This is a genomic window from Rothia sp. CCM 9416, assembly GCF_048513535.1.
GTDB lineage: Bacteria > Actinomycetota > Actinomycetes > Actinomycetales > Micrococcaceae > Rothia.
Map to the genome: position 1 here is coordinate 38,352 of NZ_JBLXXR010000009.1, position 25,421 is coordinate 63,772.

General features: G+C 56.2%; 21 protein-coding genes. 17 read left to right on the plus strand and 4 right to left on the minus strand.

Annotated elements, in window-relative coordinates; translation table 11 throughout:
- The first annotated feature begins 11 nt into the window (after positions 1-11).
- From ACN080_RS05290 to ACN080_RS05340, 11 genes are all read left to right on the plus strand, one after another.
- Positions 12-1,322, plus strand: a complete 1,311-nt coding sequence (locus ACN080_RS05290) for a dihydroorotase (protein WP_419099655.1) — start codon at positions 12-14, stop codon at positions 1,320-1,322.
- A 31-nt stretch (positions 1,323-1,353) separates the two neighbouring features.
- Positions 1,354-1,896, plus strand: coding sequence for a hypothetical protein (locus ACN080_RS05295; RefSeq protein WP_419113233.1), 543 nt, complete (start codon positions 1,354-1,356; stop codon positions 1,894-1,896).
- 33 nt (positions 1,897-1,929) lie between these two features.
- Positions 1,930-3,099: a glutamine-hydrolyzing carbamoyl-phosphate synthase small subunit gene (gene carA, locus ACN080_RS05300; RefSeq protein WP_419113234.1), complete on the plus strand. Its 1,170-nt coding sequence runs from the start codon at positions 1,930-1,932 to the stop codon at positions 3,097-3,099.
- A gap of 11 nt (positions 3,100-3,110) precedes the next feature.
- A complete protein-coding gene (gene carB / locus ACN080_RS05305; protein WP_419113235.1) occupies positions 3,111-6,416 on the plus strand; it encodes a carbamoyl-phosphate synthase large subunit in 3,306 nt (1,101 codons plus the stop codon).
- A complete protein-coding gene (pyrF, locus tag ACN080_RS05310) occupies positions 6,413-7,273 on the plus strand; it encodes an orotidine-5'-phosphate decarboxylase (protein WP_419104524.1) in 861 nt (286 codons plus the stop codon). The genes carB and pyrF overlap by 4 nt, the downstream gene beginning before the upstream one ends.
- Positions 7,274-7,504: 231 nt before the next feature.
- Complete coding sequence (mihF, locus tag ACN080_RS05315; protein ID WP_419099660.1) at positions 7,505-7,819, plus strand: integration host factor, actinobacterial type; 315 nt, start codon at positions 7,505-7,507, stop codon at positions 7,817-7,819.
- 10 nt (positions 7,820-7,829) lie between these two features.
- Entirely contained in the window at positions 7,830-8,402 is a 573-nt protein-coding gene (gene gmk / locus ACN080_RS05320; protein WP_419099661.1) for a guanylate kinase, read from the plus strand.
- 152 nt (positions 8,403-8,554) lie between these two features.
- Positions 8,555-8,941, plus strand: a complete 387-nt coding sequence (gene rpoZ / locus ACN080_RS05325) for a DNA-directed RNA polymerase subunit omega (RefSeq protein WP_419099662.1) — start codon at positions 8,555-8,557, stop codon at positions 8,939-8,941.
- Between the two features lie 13 nt (positions 8,942-8,954).
- Entirely contained in the window at positions 8,955-10,205 is a 1,251-nt protein-coding gene (gene coaBC / locus ACN080_RS05330; RefSeq protein WP_419110691.1) for a bifunctional phosphopantothenoylcysteine decarboxylase/phosphopantothenate--cysteine ligase CoaBC, read from the plus strand.
- Between the two features lie 44 nt (positions 10,206-10,249).
- Positions 10,250-11,455, plus strand: a complete 1,206-nt coding sequence (metK, locus tag ACN080_RS05335; RefSeq protein WP_419099664.1) for a methionine adenosyltransferase — start codon at positions 10,250-10,252, stop codon at positions 11,453-11,455.
- A 12-nt stretch (positions 11,456-11,467) separates the two neighbouring features.
- On the plus strand, positions 11,468-13,591 hold the full coding sequence (locus tag ACN080_RS05340) for a primosomal protein N' (protein ID WP_419113236.1): 2,124 nt from the start codon (positions 11,468-11,470) through the stop codon (positions 13,589-13,591).
- Here ACN080_RS05340 and ACN080_RS05345 read toward each other — a convergent pair.
- Complete coding sequence (locus ACN080_RS05345) at positions 13,588-14,712, minus strand: glycosyltransferase family 4 protein (RefSeq protein WP_419104520.1); 1,125 nt, start codon at positions 14,710-14,712, stop codon at positions 13,588-13,590. The two genes, ACN080_RS05340 and ACN080_RS05345, sit on opposite strands and share 4 nt — an antisense overlap.
- On the minus strand, positions 14,709-15,626 hold the full coding sequence (locus tag ACN080_RS05350) for an alpha/beta fold hydrolase (RefSeq protein ID WP_419113237.1): 918 nt from the start codon (positions 15,624-15,626) through the stop codon (positions 14,709-14,711). The genes ACN080_RS05345 and ACN080_RS05350 overlap by 4 nt, the downstream gene beginning before the upstream one ends.
- Positions 15,627-15,863: 237 nt before the next feature.
- On the opposite strand from ACN080_RS05350, the gene leuS reads away from it, so the two are divergent.
- From leuS to holA, 6 genes are all read left to right on the plus strand, one after another.
- On the plus strand, positions 15,864-18,302 hold the full coding sequence (leuS, locus tag ACN080_RS05355) for a leucine--tRNA ligase (protein ID WP_419113249.1): 2,439 nt from the start codon (positions 15,864-15,866) through the stop codon (positions 18,300-18,302).
- 100 nt (positions 18,303-18,402) lie between these two features.
- A complete protein-coding gene (locus tag ACN080_RS05360) occupies positions 18,403-19,311 on the plus strand; it encodes a DegV family protein (RefSeq protein ID WP_419113238.1) in 909 nt (302 codons plus the stop codon).
- A 165-nt stretch (positions 19,312-19,476) separates the two neighbouring features.
- Entirely contained in the window at positions 19,477-20,403 is a 927-nt protein-coding gene (locus ACN080_RS05365) for a helix-hairpin-helix domain-containing protein (RefSeq protein ID WP_419113239.1), read from the plus strand.
- Positions 20,404-20,561: 158 nt separating this feature from the next.
- Entirely contained in the window at positions 20,562-21,986 is a 1,425-nt protein-coding gene (locus tag ACN080_RS05370; protein ID WP_419113240.1) for a ComEC/Rec2 family competence protein, read from the plus strand.
- Positions 21,983-22,960, plus strand: coding sequence for a ComEC/Rec2 family competence protein (locus ACN080_RS05375; protein WP_419113241.1), 978 nt, complete (start codon positions 21,983-21,985; stop codon positions 22,958-22,960). The genes ACN080_RS05370 and ACN080_RS05375 overlap by 4 nt, the downstream gene beginning before the upstream one ends.
- A gap of 51 nt (positions 22,961-23,011) precedes the next feature.
- Positions 23,012-24,019 (plus strand): DNA polymerase III subunit delta, encoded by a 1,008-nt coding sequence (gene holA, locus ACN080_RS05380; RefSeq protein WP_419110413.1) that lies wholly within the window; start codon positions 23,012-23,014, stop codon positions 24,017-24,019.
- 114 nt (positions 24,020-24,133) lie between these two features.
- On the opposite strand, the gene rpsT is transcribed toward holA, so the two are convergent.
- On the minus strand, positions 24,134-24,397 hold the full coding sequence (gene rpsT, locus ACN080_RS05385; protein WP_419099673.1) for a 30S ribosomal protein S20: 264 nt from the start codon (positions 24,395-24,397) through the stop codon (positions 24,134-24,136).
- A 201-nt stretch (positions 24,398-24,598) separates the two neighbouring features.
- On the minus strand, positions 24,599-25,294 hold the full coding sequence (locus tag ACN080_RS05390) for a type II toxin-antitoxin system PemK/MazF family toxin (protein WP_419110414.1): 696 nt from the start codon (positions 25,292-25,294) through the stop codon (positions 24,599-24,601).
- Positions 25,295-25,421 lie beyond the last annotated feature (127 nt).

The following is a 25,421-nucleotide window of genomic DNA, read 5'->3' on the forward strand; positions in this document are numbered from 1 at the left end:
AAGAGAACACTATGACCTCTCATCTTTATCTCATCAAGGGAGCATCACTGCTCGGTGAAAAGACCGCCGACATTCTCATTCGCGGCGGGAAGATTGCTGAAGTGGGGGAGAACCTTCAAGCCGCTGAAGCTCAAATCATTGAGGCTAAGGGGCTCATCGCTCTGCCCGGCCTGGTCGATTTACACACCCACCTTCGTGAACCCGGCCAAGAGGACGCAGAAACCGTAGAAACCGGCAGCCGTGCGGCAGCTCTGGGCGGTTACACCTCAGTCTTTGCAATGGCTAACTCTAAGCCTGTAGCCGATACCGCTGGTGTTGTCGAGCAGGTCTATGAGCTGGGCCGCGAATCGGGTTGGGTTCACGTTCAACCTATCGGTGCCGTCACCGTAGGCCTGGCAGGAGAGCGGCTCTCAGAAATTGGTGCTATGGCAGATTCACGTGCTCAGGTACGCGTCTTCTCGGATGATGGCATGTGCGTATGGGACCCGGCCTTGATGCGCCGCGCCCTGGAATACGTCAAGACATTCAACGGTGTCATTGCCCAGCACGCCCAGGAGCCGCGCCTGACCCAAGGCGCCCAGATGAACGAGGGCAAGGTATCAGCTGAGCTAGGCTTGGCTGGCTGGCCCGCGGTAGCTGAGGAATCTATCATTGCCCGCGATGTACTACTTGCAGATCACGTTGGTTCGCGTCTGCATATCTGCCATCTCTCCACCAAGGGCTCGGTAGAAATCATCCGCTGGGCCAAAGAACGGGGAATTAACGTCACCGCAGAGGCAACCCCCCACCACCTACTGCTAACCGATGAGCTGGTGAGAACCTACGACCCCGTCTATAAGGTCAACCCACCCTTACGGACCGAAGAGGACGTTCTGGCCCTGCGCCAGGCAGTTGCCGATGGGATTATTGACATCATCGGTACTGACCATGCCCCGCACCCGGCAGAAAGCAAGGACTGTGAGTGGGCATGTGCAGCTAACGGGATGACCGGGCTTGAACAAGCTCTCTCCATCGTGCAGAAAACCCTGGTCGACACCGGGTACATCAGGTGGGCTGATGTCGCCCGAATCATGAGCACCAAGCCTGCTGAAATTGGTCTAGCCAACCAGCAGGGACGCCCCCTAGAAGCCGGAGAACCAGCAAACCTAGTTCTGGTTGACCCCGCAGCGACCCGCCTGATTGACCCGCAGGCTCAGGCAACCAAGGGTAAAAATAACCCCTACCGCGGTCTCGAAGTCCCCGGCATGGTTGTTGCCACTTTCTACAGCGGCCACCCCACCGTGCTTGATGGCAAACTCAATTCCCCCGTTCCCGCTGCCTAATTTGGGCACCAACCACAGATTAGAGAACCCCGTGCAGGAAAAGCTCATCCCCACCCTCATTCTGGCCCTCCTCTGCCTCCTTATTTTCTGGGCAATGCGGGCAGGCTGGAAAAGTCGTCAAAAGCGGCAGGTACAGGTGGGGGAGTTGCCCCCCGTACCAGCCCACTACGACGATGCCGAATCCGTCCTGGCCGTCCCCGGTGTTTACATTGCCACCACGATCATGGGGGACTGGCTCGATAGAATCGCTACCCAAACCCTGGGAGTCAAGGCAGCAGGAACTTTCTTTGTCTTTGACGATGCACTGATTATTGCACGTGATGGTGCCGAAGATATCTGGATTCCCGCGACCGACATTATTGCCGTGAGAACAGAGTCAGGTATGAGCGGCAAGTTCGTTGAAAAGGACGGCCTGGTCATGGTGTCCTGGTCCTTGAACGGAAACGCAGTCGATACCGGCTTCCGCACTCAGTTTGCCATCGATAAGCAATCTTTGCTCTCCGCTATCCGGGCTATCGCGCCGCAGGCATCCACAACCCTGCCCGATTGCCCTGTCTCAACTCTTAGCCGCTAACTGCGGCCTAACCGACCAAGATCAAGAGGAAGTGTGAATTTGTCTCAGCAAGCCAGTACCCCCCAAACCGCCGTTCTCGTCCTTGAAGACGGCACCGTCTACCGTGGTGAAAGCTACGGAGCTATAGGTTCTACTCTGGGCGAGGCAGTTTTCTCTACCGGCATGACCGGCTACCAGGAAACCCTCACCGACCCCTCCTACGCAGGGCAGATCGTTATCCAGACCGCCCCCCACATCGGTAATACGGGTGTCAACAGGCAAGACGCTGAATCTCGACGTATCTGGGTTGCCGGCTACGCGGTTCGTGATGCGGCTCGTCGCCCTTCCAACTGGCGTTCCGAGCGTTCTCTGGATGAAGAACTGATTGAGCAGGGCATCGTGGGTATTCAGGGCATCGACACCCGCGCTCTGACCCGTCACCTGCGCAGCGCCGGTGCCATGCGGGCCGGTATCTTTACCGGTAGCCATGCAGAACAGCCTGTTTCTGAACTGCTTGAAAAGGTCAAAGAAGCCGCGCCCATGAAGGGGCAGAAGCTGGCAGATTGCGTCTCCGTTGAGGCCGCCTACACTGTTGAACCGGCTGACTGGGGCTGGGACGGCCCTGTGCGGGCCACTCTGCTTGCTCTTGACCTTGGGATTAAGGCCATGACTCCTCAGCGCTTCGCAGAGCGCGGTGTGCGTGTTCATGTCCTTCCTGCATCCGCAACACTTGAAGAAATCAAGGGCTTGAGACCTGACGGTGTCTTTTTCTCCAACGGCCCAGGTGATCCCTCGACAGCCGACCAGCAGGTTGAACTGCTCCAGGACATCCTGCGAACCGGCACTCCCTTCTTCGGAATCTGCTTCGGCAACCAGTTGCTGGGCCGTGCCCTGGGCTTTGGCACCTACAAGCTACCTTTTGGCCACCGTGGCATTAACCAGCCCGTGCTTGACCGCACCACGGGCAAGGTAGAGATTACTGCCCAGAACCACGGTTTCGCTGTTGATGCACCGCTTGATGGCCCTGTGACCGCCCCCAACTCAGAGTTTGGTCGTGTAGAGGTCTCTCATATCGGCCTCAACGATCAGGTCGTAGAAGGTCTGCGTTGCCTCGACATCCCGGCCTTCTCGGTTCAATACCACCCAGAAGCCGCGGCTGGCCCGCACGATTCGGCCTACCTTTTTGACCGTTTCATTGATCTCATGCTCGAAAAGAAGAACTAAGGAAAAGAACCATGCCCAAGCGTCACGATCTCACATCAATTCTGGTCATCGGTTCAGGCCCCATCGTTATCGGTCAGGCCGCCGAATTCGACTACTCAGGTACACAGGCCCTCCGCGTGCTCAAAGATGAAGGTGTACGCGTCATTTTGGTCAACTCCAACCCGGCCACCATCATGACCGACCCCGAGTTCGCCGATGCCACCTACATAGAACCGATTACCCCAGAAGTCATTGAAAAAATCATTGCCAAGGAAAAGCCCGACGCAATCCTGCCTACCCTGGGTGGCCAGACCGCCTTGAACGCGGCTATCTCTCTCGATGAACAGGGAATCCTGGATAAGTATGGTGTTGAGCTTATCGGTGCAAACATCGAGGCCATCAACCTGGGTGAAGACCGAGAAGCCTTCAAGGGGGTCGTCGAACGTGCTGGTGGCGAATCTGCCCGGTCAGTCATTGTTCACACCATGGAGGAAGCCCTTGAAGCGGCCAAAGAACTGGGCTATCCCATGGTGGTTCGCCCGTCTTTCACCATGGGTGGTCTTGGCTCCGGCATGGCCTACAATGAGGCCGACTTGCACCGCATTGCCGGTGCCGGTATCCAATACAGCCCCACCAGCGAAGTCCTGCTCGAAGAGTCAATCCTGGGCTGGAAAGAATACGAGCTGGAAATGATGCGGGACAAGAACGATAACGTGGTTGTCGTCTGTTCCATCGAAAACTTTGATCCGGTCGGTGTTCATACCGGTGACTCCATCACGGTTGCCCCGGCCCTCACTCTGACCGACCGTGAGTACCAGCGCCTGCGTGATATCGCTATCAAGGTGATTCGTGAGGTGGGCGTTGATACCGGTGGCTGCAACATCCAGTTCGCCATTGACCCGGCTACCGGCCGTATCATCGTCATTGAGATGAATCCCCGTGTGTCGCGCTCTTCAGCTCTGGCCTCCAAGGCAACCGGTTTCCCCATCGCAAAGATCGCAACCATGCTCTCGCTGGGCTACACCCTAGACGAAATTCCCAACGATATTACCCAGAAGACTCCGGCTAGCTTTGAACCTACCCTTGACTACGTTGTGGTTAAGGTTCCCCGATTTGCCTTTGAGAAGTTCCCTGCGGCTGACCCCACTCTGACTACCACCATGAAGAGTGTGGGAGAAGCTATGGCTCTGGGCCGTAACTTTACTGAAGCTCTGCAAAAGGCTATGCGCTCCATGGAGCAAAAGGGCTCGACCTTCCGTTTTGACCAGCCCCAGCTCAGTTCTGCTGAGCTGTCAGAGCTGATTGAAAGTAGCAAGGTGGCAACCACCGAGCGTATCTTCCAGGTCCAGCGAGCTCTGCTTGCAGGTGCCACCGTTGAACAGATCTACCAAGCAACGGCCATCGACCCCTGGTTCCTGGACCAGCTGGTTCTGCTGAACGAGGTGGCTGCTGAAATCGCCCAGTCCAAGACACTCAGCGAGCGGACCCTGCGCCTCGCTAAGCGACATGGCTTCTCCGACGCGCAAATCGGTGAGATTCTGGGCATGAACGAGGCAGTGGTTCGGGGTATCCGCCATGCTCTCAACATCCGCCCAGTCTTCAAGACTGTAGATACCTGCGCCGCTGAGTTTGAGGCTTTTACCCCCTATCACTACTCTTCCTACGATCTTGAAGATGAGGTAGCGCACCACGAGAAGCCCTCCATCATGATTCTTGGTTCAGGGCCAAACCGCATCGGCCAGGGTATCGAGTTCGACTACTCCTGCGTGCATGCCTCCTTGGTCCTGCGTGAGGCCGGCTATGAGACCGTCATGGTTAACTGCAACCCCGAGACTGTCTCCACTGACTACGATGTCTCCACTCGCCTCTACTTTGAGCCCCTCACCCTAGAGGACGTCCTGGAGATTGTTGAGGCAGAGCGCCGAACTGGAGGCCTGATGGGTGTCTTTGTTCAGCTCGGTGGGCAGACCCCGCTCAAGCTGGCTCAGGAGCTTAAGGCTGCTGGTATTCCGATTCTGGGTACCTCGCCCGAGGCAATTGACCTAGCCGAAGACCGCGGTGAGTTCTCACGCGTCTTGGAAGAAGCCGGCCTGATTTCACCCAAGAACGGCATGGCTTTCACCTTTGAGAACGCCAAGAAGGTTGCTGACGAGATCGGTTACCCGGTCCTGGTTCGCCCATCCTACGTCTTGGGTGGCCGTGGCATGGAGATTGTCTACAGTGAAGAACAGCTGGCCCGTTACCTGGAAAATGCAACCGAGATTTCGCCCTCTCAGCCTGCCCTCATCGACAAGTTCCTCGAGGACGCTGTCGAGATTGACGTTGATGCTCTCTATGACGGAAGGGAGCTCTACTTAGGTGGGGTCATGGAGCATATTGAAGAAGCCGGTATTCACTCCGGTGACTCGGCCTGTGCCCTGCCGCCTATCACGCTCGGCCCCGATCTTGTTGAGCAGGTCAAAGAGGCAACCCTCAAAATCGCTCAGGGTGTTGGTGTACGGGGTCTGATTAACATTCAGTTCGCTGTCGCTTCTGAGATTCTTTATGTCATTGAAGCTAATCCCCGCGCTTCGCGCACTGTTCCTTTCGTCTCAAAGGCAACGGGTGTACAGCTCGCTAAGGCCGCAGCTCTGATTGGTGCAGGTAAGACCATTGCCGACTTGAAGGCCGAGGGCTACCTGCCCGCTAGCATGGACGGAGCTTCACTGCCCGCTGGTACCGCGATTGCTGTCAAGGAAGCGGTGCTCCCCTTCAGTCGCTTCCGCACCCCCGAAGGTATCGTTGTTGATTCCCTGCTGGGCCCGGAGATGCGCTCTACCGGTGAGGTTATGGGCCTGGACCGCTTCTTTGACACCGCTTTCGCTAAGGCTGAGAAGGCAGCCGGTTCCAGCCTACCGACTGAGGGTAAGGTCTTCGTATCGGTGGCTAACCGCGACAAGCGCAACTCGATTATTTACGTCAAGATGCTTCAGCAGCTTGGCTTTGAGATTGTTTCAACAGGCGGTACCGCAGAGGTGCTCCGACGAAACGGTGTTGAATCGCAAGTTGTTGCAAAGATCGCTGATACACCTGAGGGGGAGCGTTCCATCGTTGATTTGATTCGTGATGGCGAAATCAACCTGATTTTCAATACTCCCTCCGGTGGCCAGGCCCGTGGCGACGGCTACGAGATTCGTGCGGCTGCTACCTCGGTTGGTTGCCCGGTCATGACCACGGTTTCAGAATTCGGTGCTGCTGTTCAGGGTATCAACGCTCTGCGTGAGTATAGCTGGGGCGTCATGAGCCTACAGGAACACGGCGCTTCCATTGCTGCCGCGCTGACTCAGGAGCAGGCATGAGTGCCCGGGTAGGTTTCGGTGATCGCCTTGCAGCGGCTATGGAGTCGCGCGGGCCTCTGTGCGTAGGGATTGATCCCCACCCGGGTTTGCTTTCTGCCTGGGACCTGCCTGATACCCCGGAGTCCTTAGAGGCCTTTGCTTTGACAGTGCTTGAAGCTTGCGGGCCCGTTTCAGCAGCGCTCAAGCCTCAGGTTGCCCTATTTGAGCGCCACGGATCTGCTGGCTTGGCCGTACTTGAAAAACTGCACCGGGTGGCAGCTGATGCCGATGTGCTGATTATTGCTGATGCCAAACGCGGCGATATTGGCTCCACTATGGCCGCTTATTCCGATGCCTGGCTGGGGGAGCGTTCACCTCTGGCAACAGACTCTGTAACTCTGAGCCCCTACCTGGGCTTTGAATCGCTTCGGCCAGCTCTTGATCAGGCAGCGCAGACCTCGCGCGGCGTCTTTGTTCTTGCTTTGACATCTAACCCTGAGGGCAAGACTGTTCAGCATATCGGTGGGGAGCACTCTGTTGCTAAGGGAATTGTCGATGCCGCTTACCAGGAGAACGCTCAAGGCCACTGGTCTGTTATGGGGCCGTGCGGTTTGGTGGTCGGGGCAACAGTGGGTCCAGCTCTTCAGGAGCTTGGTATAGACCTAGCCAGCTTCAACGGGCCAATCCTTGCTCCTGGGTATGGTGCACAGGGCGCAAGTGCGTTAGATCTTTATAAAGTGTTTACCGGGGTTAAACAACAAGTGCTTGTTAATTCGAGCCGCGGTGTACTTGTGTCGGGACCTGATGCTATATCTTTGAGAAACGCCGCCGAACGTTCGCGAGACGAATTGATCAAAGCGCTTCTCAAGGCAGAGTAATCATACAAATGGTGGGGAATTATTCAATTTCCCACCATTTTTTATATTGTTTCGTGTTACTCATGGGTAACATCTTCCATAATCGCCTCTGACATGCTAATTTGTAAATGTTGGTTCGCAGTAGGCGTGTATCACCCCCAAAAAAAATGAGCATCTGCTCAGATTCACCCTACCCAACACCTTATGAACCCCCGTTGCCGGTAACGGCACCTCGCACAGAAGGATACGATTATGCCTCTACAACCTCTGACCGAAGAACAGCGCGCAGCCGCCCGCGAAAAGGCCAAGAAAGCTCGCGTTACCCGCGCAGAAATTAAGAATGCTGTCAAGACCAAGCAAATCACCATTGCAGAGGTCCTTAAGCGCGCTGAAACCGATGAAGCAGTCGCTAGACTTAAGGTGACCGATTTGCTCACCTCCCTACCGGGCGTGGGTGAGGTTCGGACCGAAAACATTTTGAACGACCTGAATATCGCCGCCTCCCGTCGCTTGCGTGGCCTTGGCATCCACCAGCGTAAGGCGCTTATTAACCTTCTCGATCGATAGGGAACACCGCATGACAGAACAGACAGCCACACCTCAGCTCACCGTACTTGCTGGCCCTACCGCCGTCGGCAAAGGGACGGTTTCTGCTTACATCCGTGAGCATTACCCGGAGGTCTGGTTCTCTGTCTCTGCCACGACCCGTGATCCCCGCCCCGGCGAAGAAGACGGTGTCCACTACTACTTTGTCTCCGACGAAGAGTTCAGCTCCATGGTTGAAAACCGGCAGATGCTGGAGTGGGCTACCGTTCACAATAGCTACAAGTACGGCACGATTCGTTCTATGGTGCAGAAGCAGCTCGATGCGGGTAAGCATGTATTGCTAGAAATTGATTTGCAGGGGGCACGTCAGGTCCGCAATGCCATGCCCGAAGCTCAGCTCATCTTTCTTGCTCCCCCCAGTTGGGATGAGCTTGTTGCCCGCCTGATTGGTCGCGGAACGGAATCAGCGCAGGAGCAAGAGAGTCGCCTGGAAACAGCCAAAATTGAATTAGCAGCTGAACCCGAGTTTGACCACACTGTCATTAACGAGACAGTAGCCGAAGCGGCTGAAGAGATTATCAAGCTCATGGGTATTGGGCGTTAGGTTTTACGGCACGGGGCGGCAGACTAGGGGAACATCACCCTAAGACGCCGCCCTTTTGCGTGACAAAAAAACCGTTGACCGATAGTATAGGTAGAGTTTTATGCCGTCGTTATTTTCGATGGCCAGCAAGCATAGTCAAGATGGAGTCTTAAGTGGCAAACGCACACAACGATGAAGGTATCATCAATCCCAGCGCAGACGCTCTGATCCAAAAAGCTGAGTCGAAGTACGGTCTGGTGATTTTTGGTGCTCGCCGTGCACGCCAGATTAACGCCTACTACTCTCAGCTTCACGAGAACCTCTACGATCATGTTGGTCCTCTGGTTGATTCTGAGCCCAACGAAAAGTCACTTTCCGTGGCTATGCGTGAAATCAACGAAGGCCTGATTGAGTCACGACACATCAAGGACGGCCAGTTCGACGAAAACGGTACCCTGATTCACGAAGATGAGCCCAGCGCTTTCCTTCCCGGCAATGACTTCTACATCGACGAACCTTTTGTAGAGTACGTCGATGCAGATGGCACTCAGCAGGCCTAGCAGCTCATCACCGATGCGAGTCGTTATAGGCATTGGAGGGGGCATTGCTGCATATAAAGCAGCAATGCTCCTTCGTCTTTTTGGTAAAGCGGGCCATGAGGTTATCGCTATCCCCACCCAAGCCGCGCTCAAGTTCATTGGGCAGCCCACACTCGAGGCTCTCAGCGGTAACCCTGTCTCTGTAGACGTATTTGAGCGAGTGCCCGAGGTCAACCATGTGCGCCAGGCTGAGCAGGCCGATGCAGTGATTATTGCACCGGCTACAGCAGATTTGATGGCCCGCCTTGCAGCGGGTCGGGCAAACGATTTGCTGTCGGCAACAGTTCTGACCACCCATGCCCCAGTTATTCTGGCACCCGCTATGCACACCCAGATGTGGGAGCACCCTGCCACCCAGGCCAATGTAGCCACGCTTCGGTCCTATGGCTACCGGCTTATTGAGCCTGCTGTTGGCCGGCTCACCGGCCCAGATTCCGGGGTTGGCAGACTACCTGAGCCTGAAGAAATTTACGCTCAAGCCCTAGCTGTCCTTGGTTGGGGCCGGGAACAGGGCTCCTGCGCTGAGACTGTCTCGAAGCCACTTGCAGGGCAGAGGCTGCTGATTACTGCAGGTGGCACAAGGGAGGCCCTAGACCCGGTCAGGTTCTTGGGCAACCGCTCATCGGGTAAGCAAGGGGTTGCTCTTGCCCAAGTAGCAACCGACCTAGGGGCAAGGGTTCATCTGATTGGAGCCAACCTAGAAGTCAGGCCACCGTCAGATCTAGATAAACTGACCCTTGTCACCAGCGCCGAGCAGATGCGCAGGGCTGTATTCGACGCCTTATCTGAGTCGGATATGGTAATCATGGCGGCAGCAGTTGCTGATTTCAGGCCTGCAGACTACACCGACTCCAAGATTAAAAAGACCGATGATCCGCTGGCCGATCCGGTTATTCGTCTAGTGCGTAATCCCGATATCCTGCGTGAAATCGTCCTGCACCGCCAGAACAATCCTGAGGGGGGACCAAGGACTATCGTGGGGTTTGCGGCCGAGACCGGCGATGACACGGCTACCCCGCTGGAGTACGGTCAAGCAAAGCTGACACGAAAAGGGTGCGACTATCTGGCCGTAAACACCGTCAGCCCTACGCTAGGTTTCGGAGCAGATAATAACACAGTTACGCTTTTGCCCAAAGATGGGGGAGAGCACTTGGTCGCCCAAGGCACTAAAGAAGACGTGGCTCGTGCGCTTCTGCTTCATATCGCGCAACAAACCCAACAGTAGTTAACTTTATAGCCCGCTTTCATTGAGAGAAGTACAGTAGAACCGTGACTGAAAATAACCATCTCCGTTTGTTTACCAGTGAGTCCGTCACTGAAGGACACCCCGACAAAATTTGCGACCAGATTTCAGACTCCATTCTGGATGCTCTGCTGACCGTTGACCCGCTCTCTAACGTCGCTGTAGAAACCTTGGTCACCACCGGCCAGGTTCACGTTGCAGGTGAAGTGACCACCAACGGTTACGTCGATATTCCCCAGATTGTCCGTCAGACCATTCTTAAAATTGGTTACAATTCCTCAACCCACGGGTTTGACGGTGAGTTCTGTGGCGTATCAGTTTCCATCGGCGAGCAGTCACCCGATATCAATTCGGGTGTCTACAACTCTCTTGAGGCCCGCCAGGGAACCGCAACCGATGACCTTGATCTACAGGGCGCAGGAGACCAGGGCATCATGTTCGGCTACGCGACCAAGGAGACCGATGTTCTCATGCCCGCTCCTATCTACCTGGCCCACCGTCTAGCCGAACGACTGACACAGGTACGCAAAGAGGGAACTCTGCCTAATCTACGCCCCGATGGTAAGACCCAGGTAACGCTCGGTTACGACGATAACTTCAAACCCGTCACTGTCGATACCGTGGTGGTTTCTACCCAGCACACGGCAGACTACGATTTGGCTCAGCTCGATGCCGATATTCGTGAGCACGTCATTGAACCCGTTCTGGCCTCTTTTGACTGTGATTCCTCAAACGCAAAGTTCATTATCAACCCGGCTGGCCGTTTCGTTCAGGGTGGCCCCGTGGGCGATGCCGGTCTAACCGGCCGCAAAATTATTGTCGATACCTATGGTGGTATGGCACGCCACGGAGGCGGTGCCTTCTCAGGCAAGGACCCGTCCAAGGTTGACCGCTCCGCTGCCTACGCTATGCGCTGGGTTGCCAAGAACATCGTGGCAGCCGGTCTTGCGGACCGCGCCGAGGTCCAGGTAGCCTACGCTATCGGCCAGGCCGCTCCGGTGGGTATCTACGTCGAAACTTTCGGTACCGAGAAGGTATCGGTAGCAACCATCGAACACGCTATCCGCGAGGTCTTTGACCTGCGCCCCCTAGCTATTATTCGTGACCTGGAACTGCGCCGGCCAATCTACGCAAGGACCGCAGCCAACGGCCACTTCGGCCGCGAAGAACGTGAGTTTACCTGGGAGCGGACCAACCGCGTCAGCGAGCTTAAGGCTGCAGCGGGCATCTAATATAATGTCCTCATGACTCAGGTGCCTTCTTACGAATCCCCGCAACTTGATTTGTTGCGGGGATTCGACCTTGCTTCGCCCCAGCAGGCTGATGCTGTACCAGCCGAAGCGCAGGCCGGGCATCTACCCGTAGCAAGGGTTCACATTGATAGTCCGCTACCGCACCTGGACAGGCTCTTCGATTACAGCATTCCTGTCTCGCTTGATGCCCAAGCACAGCCCGGTGTGCGGGTGCGCGTGAAATTCAACAACCGGACCGTCTCAGGCTGGATTCGTGAAAGGGCAGCAACAAGCAGTGTCGCGGGACGCTTGCTACCCCTCCAAGAAGTAATCTCACCGGTTTCCGTTGTTTCACCCCAGGTTTTTCAGCTTGCTGATGCGCTAGCTGATAGGTATGCGGGGCTGATTCCCGATATCCTGCGCCTTGCGATTCCACCGCGTGTTGCCAGCGTTGAAAAACCCTATCTACCGCGAAAGGGCGATAGCGGCCCCGGCCAGCACGGCCTGACCCACACCTATCGTGCTGAACCGCTGGAAATAGCACCGGTGGATTTGGAAGGCTTTGCTGACTATACCAACGGTCCCGAGTTCTGCGATGACCTTTTAGCAGGTGCAGAGGCGCGGGCAGTTATGGCCGTCCTACCCTCGCACCCCGAACGGAGCTGGGAGGACCTACTTGCCTCAGCTCTGGTGGCTACCGCCAGCACCGGCAGGGGAGCCTTAGCTCTCGTTCCTGACCGCAAAAGCCTGGACCGCCTTGCCCAGGCTCTGAATAAGCTGGTTCCGGCATCAGCATTCGTCCAGCTAACAGCACACGACCAGCCCACCATAAGGTACCGTAACTTTCTGTTGACCAGATGCGGGGCCGTGCGCATTGTGATTGGAACGCGCTCAGCAGCCTACGCCCCGGTTGCTAATTTAGGACTGGTAGCCTGCTGGGACGATGGGGACTCTTCACTCATTGAACAGCGGTCGCCCTACTGCCACGCACGCGACGTCCTTTTGCTGAGGGCTAGCCAAGAAAACACGGCGGCTCTCTTCATGGGCTACGCAGTTTCCAGCGAGGCAGCGCGCTTGGTACGCACCCGCTGGGCCAGTTTTATCGGGGCCGAACGAGAACTGGTCCGCTCCTTTACACCCAGGGTTATGACAACGGGTGATGACTACGCACTGGCTAGGGACCCGCTGGCTGCTATAGCCCGTATCCCGCACCAGGCTTTCGCTGTAGCCAAAGACGCCCTCGAAACGGGGCCCGTTCTTATACAGGTAGCTCGGGCTGGCTACATTCCTGCGCTCAGCTGTCAGCGGTGTCGTATGCCAGCACGTTGCGCAGACTGCCGCGGACCTATGATTGTACCTGGCGGAGGTAGCGCCCCCCAGTGCGGTTGGTGCGGTCATCTGGCCCAGGGCTGGCATTGTATCGAATGCGGCTATGACCGCTGGCGTACCGGCGCAGCCGGTGCCTTACGCACCGCCGAAGAACTGGGCCGGGCTTTCCCTGGTGTACCGGTGATCACCTCCAGTGGCGAGAATATCCGCCCCGCTATCGGCCCCGAACCGGCCCTGGTCATTGCCACTCCTGGCGGGGAGCCGGTAGCCCAAGGTGGCTACTCTGCGGCGCTCTTGCTTGATGCTGATCGCATGCTCCAGTTTGATTCGCTGCGGGCACCGGAGACCGCTTTGCGTCGCTGGTTCAACGCCGCAGCGCTGGTGCGTTCTTTTGCGGTGGGTGGCCGCGTGGTCACGACAGCTAGCCCTTCACCCACGCTTGAAGCCCTTATCCGTTGGGATCCCATGGGCTTTGCCCTGTGGGAGATGGATGAGCGCAACGAGATTGGCCTACCACCGGCTGTTCGTACCGCTGCTATTACGGGCAGTGAAAAAGCTGTCCAGACCTTCTTGGACGCTATTGAACTACCTGACCAAGTGCGGGTGAGCGGGCCAGTAGCTTTAGCTGACCCTACAGGGTTTTACGACGGTGAACCCGAGGGAGATCTCTACCGCGCCATTATCTTCTTTACCTATGCGCAGGGGCCTAGTCTCACCCATCACCTCAGAGCAAGGAAGGCATCCCTAGCTGCCCTGCATAAGAGCGAGCCAGTCCAGATTAGGTGTGACGGCCTAGATATCCTCTAGGCTTCCGCCTGCCCTTGGTAGAGCTTCATTGCTGTCTCAACTAGTGTGAGTGCGCTGGCCTGCCAGCTGTAGCGTTGAGAATCCTTTAATCCTGCTCTGACCGCCTGCTGGGCAACAGCCGGGGCGGACAGACCTCGTATTGCCTGCGCAAATTCCCAGGCGTTATGGGTGCTGGCAAAGTGGGCGTTCGGAGCTATCTCACGGAAGATAGGGATATCGCTGAGTACAACGGGGCAACCGGCGGCCTGTGCTTCAGCAACCGGCAGACCGTAGCCCTCATCCTTTGAGGCGGTGAGCAGGGCGTGGGCGCGCCCCAGCCAATTGCGGTATTCCTCATCGCTCACACCGTTGTGGAAGGTGACGTTGGAACCGGCAAGTGGCAGTAATTCAGCCTTCCGGTGGGGACTGATTTTAGAGAGCAGGTGCAGGCGATAGTCGGGCAGGAACTTCATGGCCCGCAGTAGGGTCTCCACATTCTTGTAGGGCATGAAGGAACCCATATAGATCAGGTCTTTGGTACGGGTCGAAAGCGCTGCAAGCGCCTGAGCTTCGGTCACAATACTCCCTGGCTGGGGGGCATTAGGGATCTCGACAAGACAGCGGTGTGTCAGGCTGTGTTGTCTTATGAGATCTGCCGTTGTCGCCGATACCGTTGCAACAGCATCTGCGCTGTTGAGCAGGTATTGCTGGGGAGCGTAGGTTGAATGGAAGACCCTCCAGCCCAGGCGTACGGGCAGGGGCAGGAAGGAGGGCGGAGTAGGGTAGCTGTAGTAGATCAGGTCGTGAAGGGTCAGAATTAGCTTGAATTTGCGTCCTAAACCGCCCAAACCAAGGGTCTGCATGGGAGAAAAAACTACGTCAGGGTTGTGACGATTCAGCTGGAGGGCCGCGAGAGGCTCAAGGGCAGATGTTGGTGAGCAGATTGTGATGTAAGGCAGAGGCGGAAGCATCTCAAGCTGGCGAAGGTCGTGGATAGCCATGACTAGCTGGAAGTCCCGTGGCAGGTGGCTATCTTGGCTCTCTATCAGCTCATGTAGAGCTGTCAGGAGTGATGCTGTATAGCGGCTAATTCCATCGTGGAAGCCAATGCGGGTGTAGCGTGCATCAACGATTAGCTTCACAGTTCTAGCCCTTCACGGTTGAATTCTTTAATGAGAGCGGCTGCTCGTAAGGGTGTTTCGTAGTGAATAAGGTGGCCCACCTCGGGGATCAGATCAAAACGTCCCTGCTGCAGAGAAGCGGCCATCTGCTCTTGAAGTTCCAGGGTACCCAGGTCGTCTTTTTCGGCAACAACCATCTGAACGGGCAGGGGGACTGAGGGGGCAAAATCAGCGGCAGTGGCCGATATGGAGGCCCGGTAGGCTTGCAGGACGGCATCGCGGGAGGCAAATGAGCCGAAATAGGCGTCGTGCTGGCTGTTGATAAAGGCGCGAAGCTCTGGGTCCTGGGTCTTCATCATATACTCGCTACTGAGCCTGGTCACCAGCCGGGAACGGAGCAGAGCAAATCCCAGACCCGAGGGGAGACAGGCGCCCGCCCCATAGTAAAGCTCGGCCAGACGGGTCATAATCTTCTGCTCGCCTTCCAGGGCAGGCTGGCAGATGGGGTTGATGAGGGTGAGCCGGGTGAAAAGCTGGGGGCGGACTAGCGCCGTGTAGCTAGTGATAATAGACCCAAAAGAGTGGCCGACCAGGTGGACGGGGCTAGGGCTTGTCAGTTCAATGAAGTCAACCAGCCAGGCCGCATAGCTAGATATCGTGTGCTCAGCACCGGGGATCGCCTCGCTTCTGCCAAACCCAGGTAGGTCGGGGATATAGACACAGTAGTCCTCTAGGCCCTGGGCTATGAGCTCCAACCCGTGGTGGTCACCCCGAAAACCGTGAATTAGAACCAGGGGAGGGGCATCTTCCTTGCCGTAGACCCACCAGCGGCAGCGGGCACCGGCAATTACACCCTCGTGAAGGTGCCCGCGCATCTTGATGGTGGGTACCGGTTCAAAGACCGAGGGCTGCTGTTCTGAGGTATCCAACGGCATCATCAACTCCTTTACCAAAACACTGTACCCGTTTTCACCCAAGGTATGCTTTCTCACCCAGCAGACGGGCGGGGTAAACCCTGCCGAGGCGCGGTACACTAGGTAACAAATGATTGACAGCTTTGGCTTTGGTGTGCCCAAAAATGGTGCTCCAGAATCGAATGACAGACAGGAAACACCGTGACTGGCCAGGTAGAACCTACCGAACAGAACGAAACCACCTGGGACTTCCGTGCCATGGAAGCCAAGTGGCAGCCCTACTGGGAAGAGACTAAGGTCTTTGAACCCACCGATGATGAAAGTCTAGAAACTCGTTATGTAGCGGATATGTTCCCCTACCCCTCCGGCGACCTACACATGGGTCATGCCGAGGCCTTCGCTATTGGCGATGTGACTGCCCGTTTCTGGAAGCAGAAGGGCTACAATGTTTTGCACCCTATCGGTTGGGACTCCTTTGGTCTGCCCGCTGAAAACGCGGCTATCAAAAATAACACCCACCCTCAAGAGTGGACCTACAAGAACATTGAGACCCAGGCAGGTTCTTTCAAACGGTACGGCATTATGGCCGACTGGTCGCGCCGCCTGCACACCTCAGATCCCGAATACTACCGGTGGACCCAGTGGCTCTTCCAGCAGTTCTACAAGAAGGGCCTAGCCTACCGTAAGTTCTCGCAGGTCAACTGGTGCCCCAAGGACCAGACCGTACTCGCTAACGAGCAGGTTGTTAACGGGGAGTGCGAGCGCTGCCATACCCAGGTCACTAAGAAGTCTCTGAACCAGTGGTACTTCAAGATTACCGAGTACGCCCAAGAACTCCTGGACGATATGAAGGAGCTTGAAGGGCACTGGCCTGACCGTGTTCTGGCCATGCAACGGAACTGGATTGGCCGTTCTGAGGGTGCGCAGGTTACCTTCGCCCTTGAGGCAGCTGAGGGTAAGCCCGCTAGCAGTGTGGATGTCTTTACAACCCGCCCCGATACCCTATACGGTGCTACTTTCTTCATCGTGGCTGCCGATGCCGATCTGGCCCTCGAACTGGTCACCGATGATCAGCGCGCGGCTCTGGAGGCCTACCGCGAGAAGATCAAGGTTCTATCGGACATTGACCGCCAGGCCACTGACCGAGAGAAGACCGGTGTCTTCCTAGGCCGTTACGCAATCAACCCGCTCACCGGCGATAAGCTACCGCTGTGGGCTTCTGATTACGCCCTAGCTGACTACGGTACAGGTGCGCTCATGGCCGTGCCCGCCCACGACCAGCGCGACCTGGACTTTGCCCGCAAGTTTGATATTCCCGTCATTACCGTTCTTGAGACTGGCGAGGAAGACCCTGCGGTTTCAGGTCTTGCAACCACCGGTGACGGTGTCCATATCAACTCTGGCCCCCTGGACGGCCTCAACAAGGCTGAGGCAATCTCCAAGGTAATTGAGATGCTGGAAGAGAAGGGCCTAGGTAGCGGCAAAGTCAATTTCCGCCTGCGTGACTGGTTGCTCTCCCGTCAGCGTTTCTGGGGTTGCCCGATTCCTGTAGTCCACTGTGAAGAGCACGGTGAGCAGCTGGTGCCCGAGGACCAGCTACCTGTTCTCCTGCCCGATAACCTCTCGGGCGAAGACCTGGCCCCTAAGGGCCAGTCACCTCTTGCTGCGGCCACCGAGTGGAATACCGCTCCCTGCCCCGTATGTGGCAAGGATGCCAAGCGTGACTCCGACACCATGGACACTTTTGTGGATTCCTCCTGGTACTTCCTGCGCTATGTTTCCCCCAACTTCGATGCTGGCATCTTTGATCCCGAGCAGATGAAGAAGTGGAACCAGGTTGACATGTATGTTGGCGGTGTTGAGCACGCTATCTTGCATCTGCTCTACGCACGCTTCTTCACCAAGGTCATTCGTGACCTGGGCCTGATTGACCATTCAGAGCCTTTCAAGGCTCTGATGAATCAGGGCCAGGTTCTCAACCAGGGTAAGGCTATGTCCAAGTCCCTGGGCAACGGCGTTGACTTGGGTGAGCAGCTGGATAAGTTCGGTGTCGATGCTATCCGAACCGTCATGGTTTTTGCTTCCCCGCCCGAAGACGATGTGGACTGGGCCGATGTATCACCCGCAGGTATGCAGAAGTTCTTGGCACGCGCCTGGCGTGTAGCCAACGATGTCAGCAGCCAACCCGGTGTTGACGGCGCCACCGGCGATAAGACCCTGCACCAGCTGGTTCACCGCACCATCTTTGAAGCCGGAAATCTGGTAGAAAACGGCAAGTTCAATGTTGCTGTTGCTAAAACCATGGAGCTGGTGAACGCCACCCGCAAGGTGATCGACTCTGGCGCTGGTGCGGCTGACCCCGCGGTCCGCGAGGCGGCTGAGGCTATTGCGATCCTGCTTTCACTCTATGCCCCCTACACCGCTGAGGACGCCTGGCACCTGCTGGGCCACGATACCCCGGTTCTGACCGCCGGTTGGCCTGCCGTTGACGAGAGCCAGCTGGTTGATGAGACAGTCACCGCTATCGTCCAGGTCAAGGGCAAGCTCAAGGACCGTCTGGAGGTTGCCAAGGACATTTCCGAGGCAGACCTTGAGAAGCTAGCTCTAGCGTCTGAAGCCGTTCAGCGTGCTCTGGCTGGGGCTGAAATCCGCAAGGTAATTATTCGTGCCCCTAAGCTCGTGAATATCGTCATCTAATATTTCTTGGCTGTTTTCAGGCGGGGTGCCACCAATCTGGGTGGCATCCCGCCTGCTTTCTGTTAAGGGTGCTAGACAGCAGAAGGGGTAGAGTAGGAGGGTGCGTTCACTTGCTCTCGTTACCGATTCTTCTTCCGCTCTGCCTACAGAGCTGCTGGCAGCTCTGCTCAGTGCGGGCGGCTTTGCCATTGCGGATTTACCGGTTTCAATCGACAATCAGCCGGTTGATAGCCTGGACTCCATGACCGTTGATGAGGCTATTGCTATGGCCCATGTTCAGGGCCAGCAGGTTACCACTTCCGGGGTGGCTCCCGGGGCCCTGGCTGATATTTACGAGGACTTCGCCCAGCAAGGGTTTGAGGGCGTTGTTTCGGTACACCTGTCGGGTGAGCTTTCTGGCACCTGCGATGCAGCAGGCTTGGCCGCGTCCATGGTTGATATCCCGGTTGCGGTGGTGGACTCTCTCAACCTTGCAATGGGTCTGGGGGAGCCGGTTGCCCGCCTGCACCGGTTGTTGGCCGAGGAGGGCGACCTAGAGAGAGCAAGCCTTCTGGCTGAAGAGCTGTGTTCAAGCACCGAGCTCTTCTTTTTTATTCCAACCCTAGACGCTCTCAAACGGGGCGGTCGGGTCAGCCCAGCCCTTGCAATGGTTGGGCAGATGTTCCAAATTCGACCTGTGGCAACCGTTCTGGACGGCAAGCTAAGCTACCTTGAACGCCCACGCACCACGGCAAAGGCTATTGAATGCCTCGTAGCCCTCACTCATGATGCTTGTAGTAAACGCTCCGGTGAGTTGCCTTTAGACATCACTTTAGAAACCTCTGAAGCCAGATCACTGATACAGAGGGCTGGCAGGGTCGTTGCTATCCACTACAGCGGGAATGTGGAGCAGGCAAAAGAACTTAAAACTAGGCTCGGTCAAGTAGCTGAGCAAGCTCAGCTTAGCCCGCTACCGCCGGTTCTAGCCGCCCACGCAGGCCTGGGTGCTCTTGCAACCGTTGTGCTCTAGGCTTTGGTAGGTGGGCTGCCTGTGAGCATCGTGTTCTACAGCCGCGTCATGTATTCACCTTTTTCACTAACTGATGAGCTAAGTGCTGGAGAATAACAGTGCCCTGGCCTTCCACAGCTAGGGTTGAATACAGGTCGCTAGGACCGATCGGTCTAACCTGTCGGCATGAAAGAACAGCACTTTCAGAGCCCCGACCTTTCGCAGGAGGCCTGGCCAGAACCCTACGACTGCGAGGATGATAGGCCTGATCGACTCACAGATTATCTGATTACGACAAGAGGTCCTGCCCCCGGTGAGGATCCAGCTCAACCTTCAGAACAGGTCGGCAGCTCACGCCCACGCCACCGGCTACTGATTGAACAGGCCCTGCAGGCGCAGTCAGCTCATAGCTCTTTATCAGCCCCTCAGGCATCGGTGATTCGTTGGAAGGTACCTACCGGAGCGCTTATTATCCTTGCACTGGTTCTTTCCGGCTTTGCCCTGTGGCCGGTAGTAGGAGATTCAAGAGGTAGCCAAGAAGTCATCTCTCCCGTTTCTGCTCCGGCACAGGAACAGGCAGGTGCTCGGTCCAGGCAGGAGCCAAACAACACCTCAGATTCTAGTACGCCCACCAGTAGCAGTTCAGCCGCATCAGGTGGTGCTGTCCTAGTACATGTGACCGGTGCTGTGATCTCTCCCGGCCTCTACGAGCTTAAACCGGGGGGCCGCGTCAACGACGCACTTACTGCTGCCGGTGGGCCTAGGCCCGATGCAAATACCTCGGCTATCAATCTGGCTGAACCGGTCATGGATGGGAGGCAAATATATGTTCCGGCGGTGGGGGAGGAAACCGTCCTGCCACCCGCACAGGCTACCCAGGGAAAGGCAAGTAGCTCCGCCGGTAGTTCCTCTGCTACCGATCATTTGGTGAACATCAACACAGCAGAAGCTAGCGAGCTGCAGACTCTGCCCCAGGTTGGTCCTGTACTTGCTGAATCGATCATAGCCTGGCGTGAAGAGCACGGAGGTTTCCAGTCCGTTGACGAGTTAGACCAGGTATCAGGTATCGGGCCGTCTAAACTCGAAAAACTCAGGCCATTGGTGACCGTCTAATGGGATCTGCACAGTACCTTCGCAAGCGCTGGCACCAATCCCGGGCCCTGAGCTGGCATCGGCTGGCGCAACCTCGTTTTACAGATATACGGCTCCTTCCTGCGGCACTTTCTCTCTGGTGTTTTACTGCCCTTACGCACCTATACCCTTTCAGAAGAGTGGCTCTGATCTTCCTGCTCTTACTTGCTTTCCTGCTGTGCCTTTCCTATCGGCCCTTGACTCTCAGAATAAGCAGAATCAGCACCAGGATTCACGGGGGATTACAGGCCTGTCTAGCCTTTGCGCTCCTGCTTTCTTGTCTGCAGGCCGTCATTATGGTGGGCAAAGATTATCCAGCTAGGTTAGCCCTACTCCAAGAGCTCAACGGTCAGGGCATACGGCTTGCCGGGCAGGTTGTGAACTCCGAACCGGCCACTCGGGGAGGCTACAGGACGACCGTTGCCACTCACCAGCTATCGAAGTATCCCAGCACCTACGAGGCAGCTATCAGCCTTCATATCTACACAGAGCAGCTGTTCGTTCCCGGAAGCTCAGTAACCGGTGTAGGTAGATTTCGTGTTCAGGGTAGCTACTACAGCGTCAAAGGGGCGCTACGGTACCAGGGCGGTGCCCCATCAGCTCCCGCTATTTTTCTTCTCAAAAACGAGCTACGGGCAAAGGCGACTAGAGAGATAGGTGCGGATGAGGCCGGGCTGGTCTTAGGGATGGCATACGGGGACGATACTCCGCTTTCAGAGCAGGCGGTCAATGCTTTAAGAGCCTCAGGGCTCACTCATCTCACAGCCGTATCCGGTTCCAATATCACCCTCATCTTCGTGCTGGCCTACCGGCTGGTTCAGCAACTGGGCCTACCCAGGTTACTTCTGATTTGTTCTGGTCTGGGCGCTGCCACCCTCTACGTCTCGGTTGTCGGCCCGGACGGTTCGGTATTAAGGGCTTGGACTATGGGCCTGCTCGGTGCGGTAGGTCTTGTGCTGGGGCACGGGGCCTACCGGCTTACCTTGCTCTCAAGCTGCCTTATCGGTTTGCTGTTTATATCACCCGAACTGGCAACCGACTACGGGTTCGTGCTATCCGTCACAGCCACAGCCTCGCTGATGCTGTTGGCACCTGCCATAACGCGTCTTCTCTGCCATATTTTTCCTTTACTCTGGGCCGAAGTCTTGGCTCTTCCTTTGGCGGCTTCTCTATGGTGTGCACCGGTTATTTTGCTCCTTTCAGAGTCTTTCTACCCCTATACCGTTCTTGCAAATATCCTGGTGGCCCCATTCGTTGCCCCTATTACCTTGGCCGGCCTAGCGGCCCTCCTAGCTTCAAGCCTGAATTATGCTGATCAGGCAGCTAGCTTCTTCCTCCAATGCGGTGGCCTGGGCGCACAAACCGTCCATTGGGTAAGCCGCTGGTGCTATGACCTCCCCGGTAGTCGCATCCCTTTAGAGGTGAGCCCCCACAACCTACTGCTGACGCTCTTTGGCGTGGCGGCTGTCAGTGCCATAGTTTTGGTGACCGATGCCCGGATTAACACTCCGCAGGATTCAAGAGTTCCTGCCTTATTTGATGTTGGCGGGAGCGGTATAGCGTGAGCAGAACACCTTCTTTGAATAACCTCTTACCCGGTTCCTGGAGCAAAGACCCAGCACGAAAATGGGCCAATCTGGTGCTCTTCTGCCTCATTGTGGTTCTTCTGTTCGTACTTATCACTCCACGCTTTTCATCAAGAGATAAGGCCCCAGCTGACTGGCAGTGGATTACCTGCGACGTTGGCCAAGGCGATGCCCACCTCATCAGAATAGGCAATAGTTCTGCCATCCTCCTGGATACAGGGGATAACCCTCAAGCACTTAAAACCTGTCTGGACTGGGCTGGCATCGACGAACTAGAGGCAGTCGTGCTCACGCACGAGCACAGCGACCACTACGGTGCCTACTCTTGGGCTTTGGCCTCCCTACCCGTCAAGAATGTAGTGGTAAGCCCCTATTTTGCTTCAGAAAAACTCAACCAGCTAGAAGGTCACGTCTCCCGGCAGCTACAGCATCAACCGGCACTGCATTCTCTTGAGCAGGGGAGCTCTGTAGGCTTTCCCCTCAGTAATCACCGGGTACAAGCTACCGCAGAGGTTTTGTGGCCACCGTCCGAACCGCAAGCGATACCCGGTCAATCAGATAGCTCAAGCTGGACCAACAATACCTCGCTGGTGATGCGCTGGGATATCGCGCCCTTGAACTCGCAAGAGGAGCACCTCACGGTACTCACCACAGGCGACCTAGAGGCGGAAGCTGCCCATAGCATCATCACAAACTACGGCTCAGCCTTGCCCTCAGCAGTGCTTAAGGTCGCCCACCACGGGTCCAAGGGGAGCGGGACCGATCTCATCATCGCTGTCAAACCTCAGCTAGCTGTAGTTTCAGTGGGACAGGGCAACAGCTACGGCCACCCTCACCCCAGCATTATGGAATTTTTAGAGAAACAGGGCATAGCTACTAAGAGGACAGACCAACAGGGCCATATCGCGGTGAGCTCCCATGACGATGGTCTACACCTCATCACTTCTCGTTAACCTGCACGCCCAAAGATTTTCTGACAAGATGGAAGGACACGAAGGAGGCCCATGGCACGCTCATCAAAATCACGACCGTCCACTGCAGACAAGGCTTGGAGGACAGTTCCTCTGGCGGCAGTAGCCCTACTGTACGGACCCGAGGAATATTTTGCCCAACGAGCGAAGGAACGGCTCCGCAAGCTCTTTGCTGAAGAACACGGGGCCTATGAGCTATCGGTACTTTCAGCTAAAGACTACAAAGCTGGCCAGCTAGGGGTCCTAGCTAGCCCTTCTCTCTTTGACGAGCCCAAAATTATTGAGGTCGAACAGCTTGCACAGATGAACGACCTCTTCTTGACCGATATGTTGGCCTACTGCCAGACTCCGCAGGCTTCAACCCTGACTATCCTTCACCACAGCGGGGGAAACCGCGGAAAGAAACTCTTAGACACCATCCGTGCTAACAGGAATTACCCAGTAGTTGAGTGCAAATCTCTCAAGAACGAACGTGACCGTGTAGATTTTGTGATTTATGAGTTTAGGGAAGCTGGTCGGCGTATTGACCCCCTTGCCGCCTCCACCTTGGCAGCTGCTTCCAGCGATATAGCTGAGCTGGCATCGGCGGCTCGACAGCTGGCCTCCGATGAACCCGGTGAGATTACCCTGGAGACTATCAACAGATACTTCGGAGGCCGAACCGAGGTCACAGCCTTTAAGGTGGCCGATGCTGCTATTGCCGGTAACAGCAGGGAAGCCATCAAGCTTGTCCGCCAGGCTATGGACACCGGAAGTGACCCTATCCCACTGCTCGGTGCCTTGGCCGCCCGTATCCGTAATATCGCCAAGGTTCACGGGGTACCTGGGAGCGCTAACCAGCTCGCAAGTGAGCTCAAGATGATCCCCTGGCAGGTCGAGGCCGCGCAACGTGATGCACGCAGGTATTCTCCGGCTGACCTTGCGCAGATTCTAGCTCTTCTGGCTGATACCGATGCCCAGCTCAAGGGTGAGAACCTTGATCCGCTCTACCCGCTGGAAAAAGCTGTCCTTGCTATTGCACAGACGGCACAGAGCCGGTAATAGGTCCTGGCAAAAATATCCCTGGCATGCACAAAGCCCCACATACCCTAAGGGTGTGTGGGGCTTTATGTCACTTCGCTCTTAGACGCCGACTAGAGGGGCCGGAACCAGAACTTAGGAAAGCTTGTTTACCAGAACAGCAAGGCCTGACTTCTTGTTTGCAGCGTTCTTCTTGTGAAGAACACCCTTTGAAACAGCCTTGTCAAGCTTGCGGTTTGCGGTACGAAGAGCGTCAGTTGCTGCTTCAACATTCTGAGCTTCAACTGCCTCGGTGACCTTACGGATGGAGGTCTTGAGATCGGACTTGATTGCGTTGTTGCGCAGGCGAGCCTTCTCGTTGGTGAGGATACGCTTCTTCTGGGACTTAATATTAGCCACGATTAAAAACTTTCTGTTTTTGTCTAATTGGTCGGTGAGGGCTGTGCTGACCGGTCATCGACTGAGCGGCGTGGGGATGCCTATGGCAACCAGTCAGCAGTGCCCGATGACCATCGGACACACAAGCATTAACTTTATCAGTTTATTGGCTCTGTGTGGCGGAGATTAAGGCAACACTTATGCACCTGCCCTGAAGATAGTTCAGCGTTGGTTGTAGGCCTGAACAACCAGGTCGAAGGTTGCCCTATCCATAGTGGCGCCTTCACGACGAAGACCCCTGGGGTTGAGCTGGATGACCCGGTTGAGCTTGACCTCGGAGGGGCGGCCTTCCTTATCCCATGCGCCGCTACCGATATCGAGATAGTTGGGGTCGGTGGTTGCGGCGTTGGTGTGGTCCTTACTGGTCAGCATGAGACCTAGCAGGTAGTTGCCGCTCTTCCCGATAATCAGAAGCGGGCGGTCCTTTCCCTGGGTGTAGTCTTCTTCGAAAGGCACCCAGGCCCATACAACTTCACCGGGGTCAGCTTCACCATCGGGGTTAGGGGAGTAGTCGAAAGTTACAGTTCCGAAGTAATCGCCGGGGTAGCCGCCGGTTTCCCAGCTACCAGTGTTTGAGCTGGTAGCAGGGGGCGGCGTTGTACCGGTTGCGTAAGGGTTTGAGGGGACTCCCGGCGACTGGCCTTGAGTGCTCTCTGCCGGTCTCTGCTGAGCTGGCTCAGTCCCAAAAGTGCCGTAGTCACCCTGGCGTTTGGTTTCTCGCGTGGTTTTTGAGCGGGTGGTCTTCGGGGCTGCGGTACCCTGCTGACGATCCTTCTGGTTCTGGTACTTGTTCCATTCGCGCATAAGCTTCTGGCCGATGCTGAGCGCCTGGTTGATGGTTCTCAAATTGATCTTCATGGTCACTACAATAAACGCTTATGAGCGGCGCGCGAGCAGACACGCACGCGTGAAGTGTGAGAAACTGGTTAACTGATTTCTATCGTCAGAGACTTCCCTGTGAGCTTCTGCAAGCTACTGTGAGTCG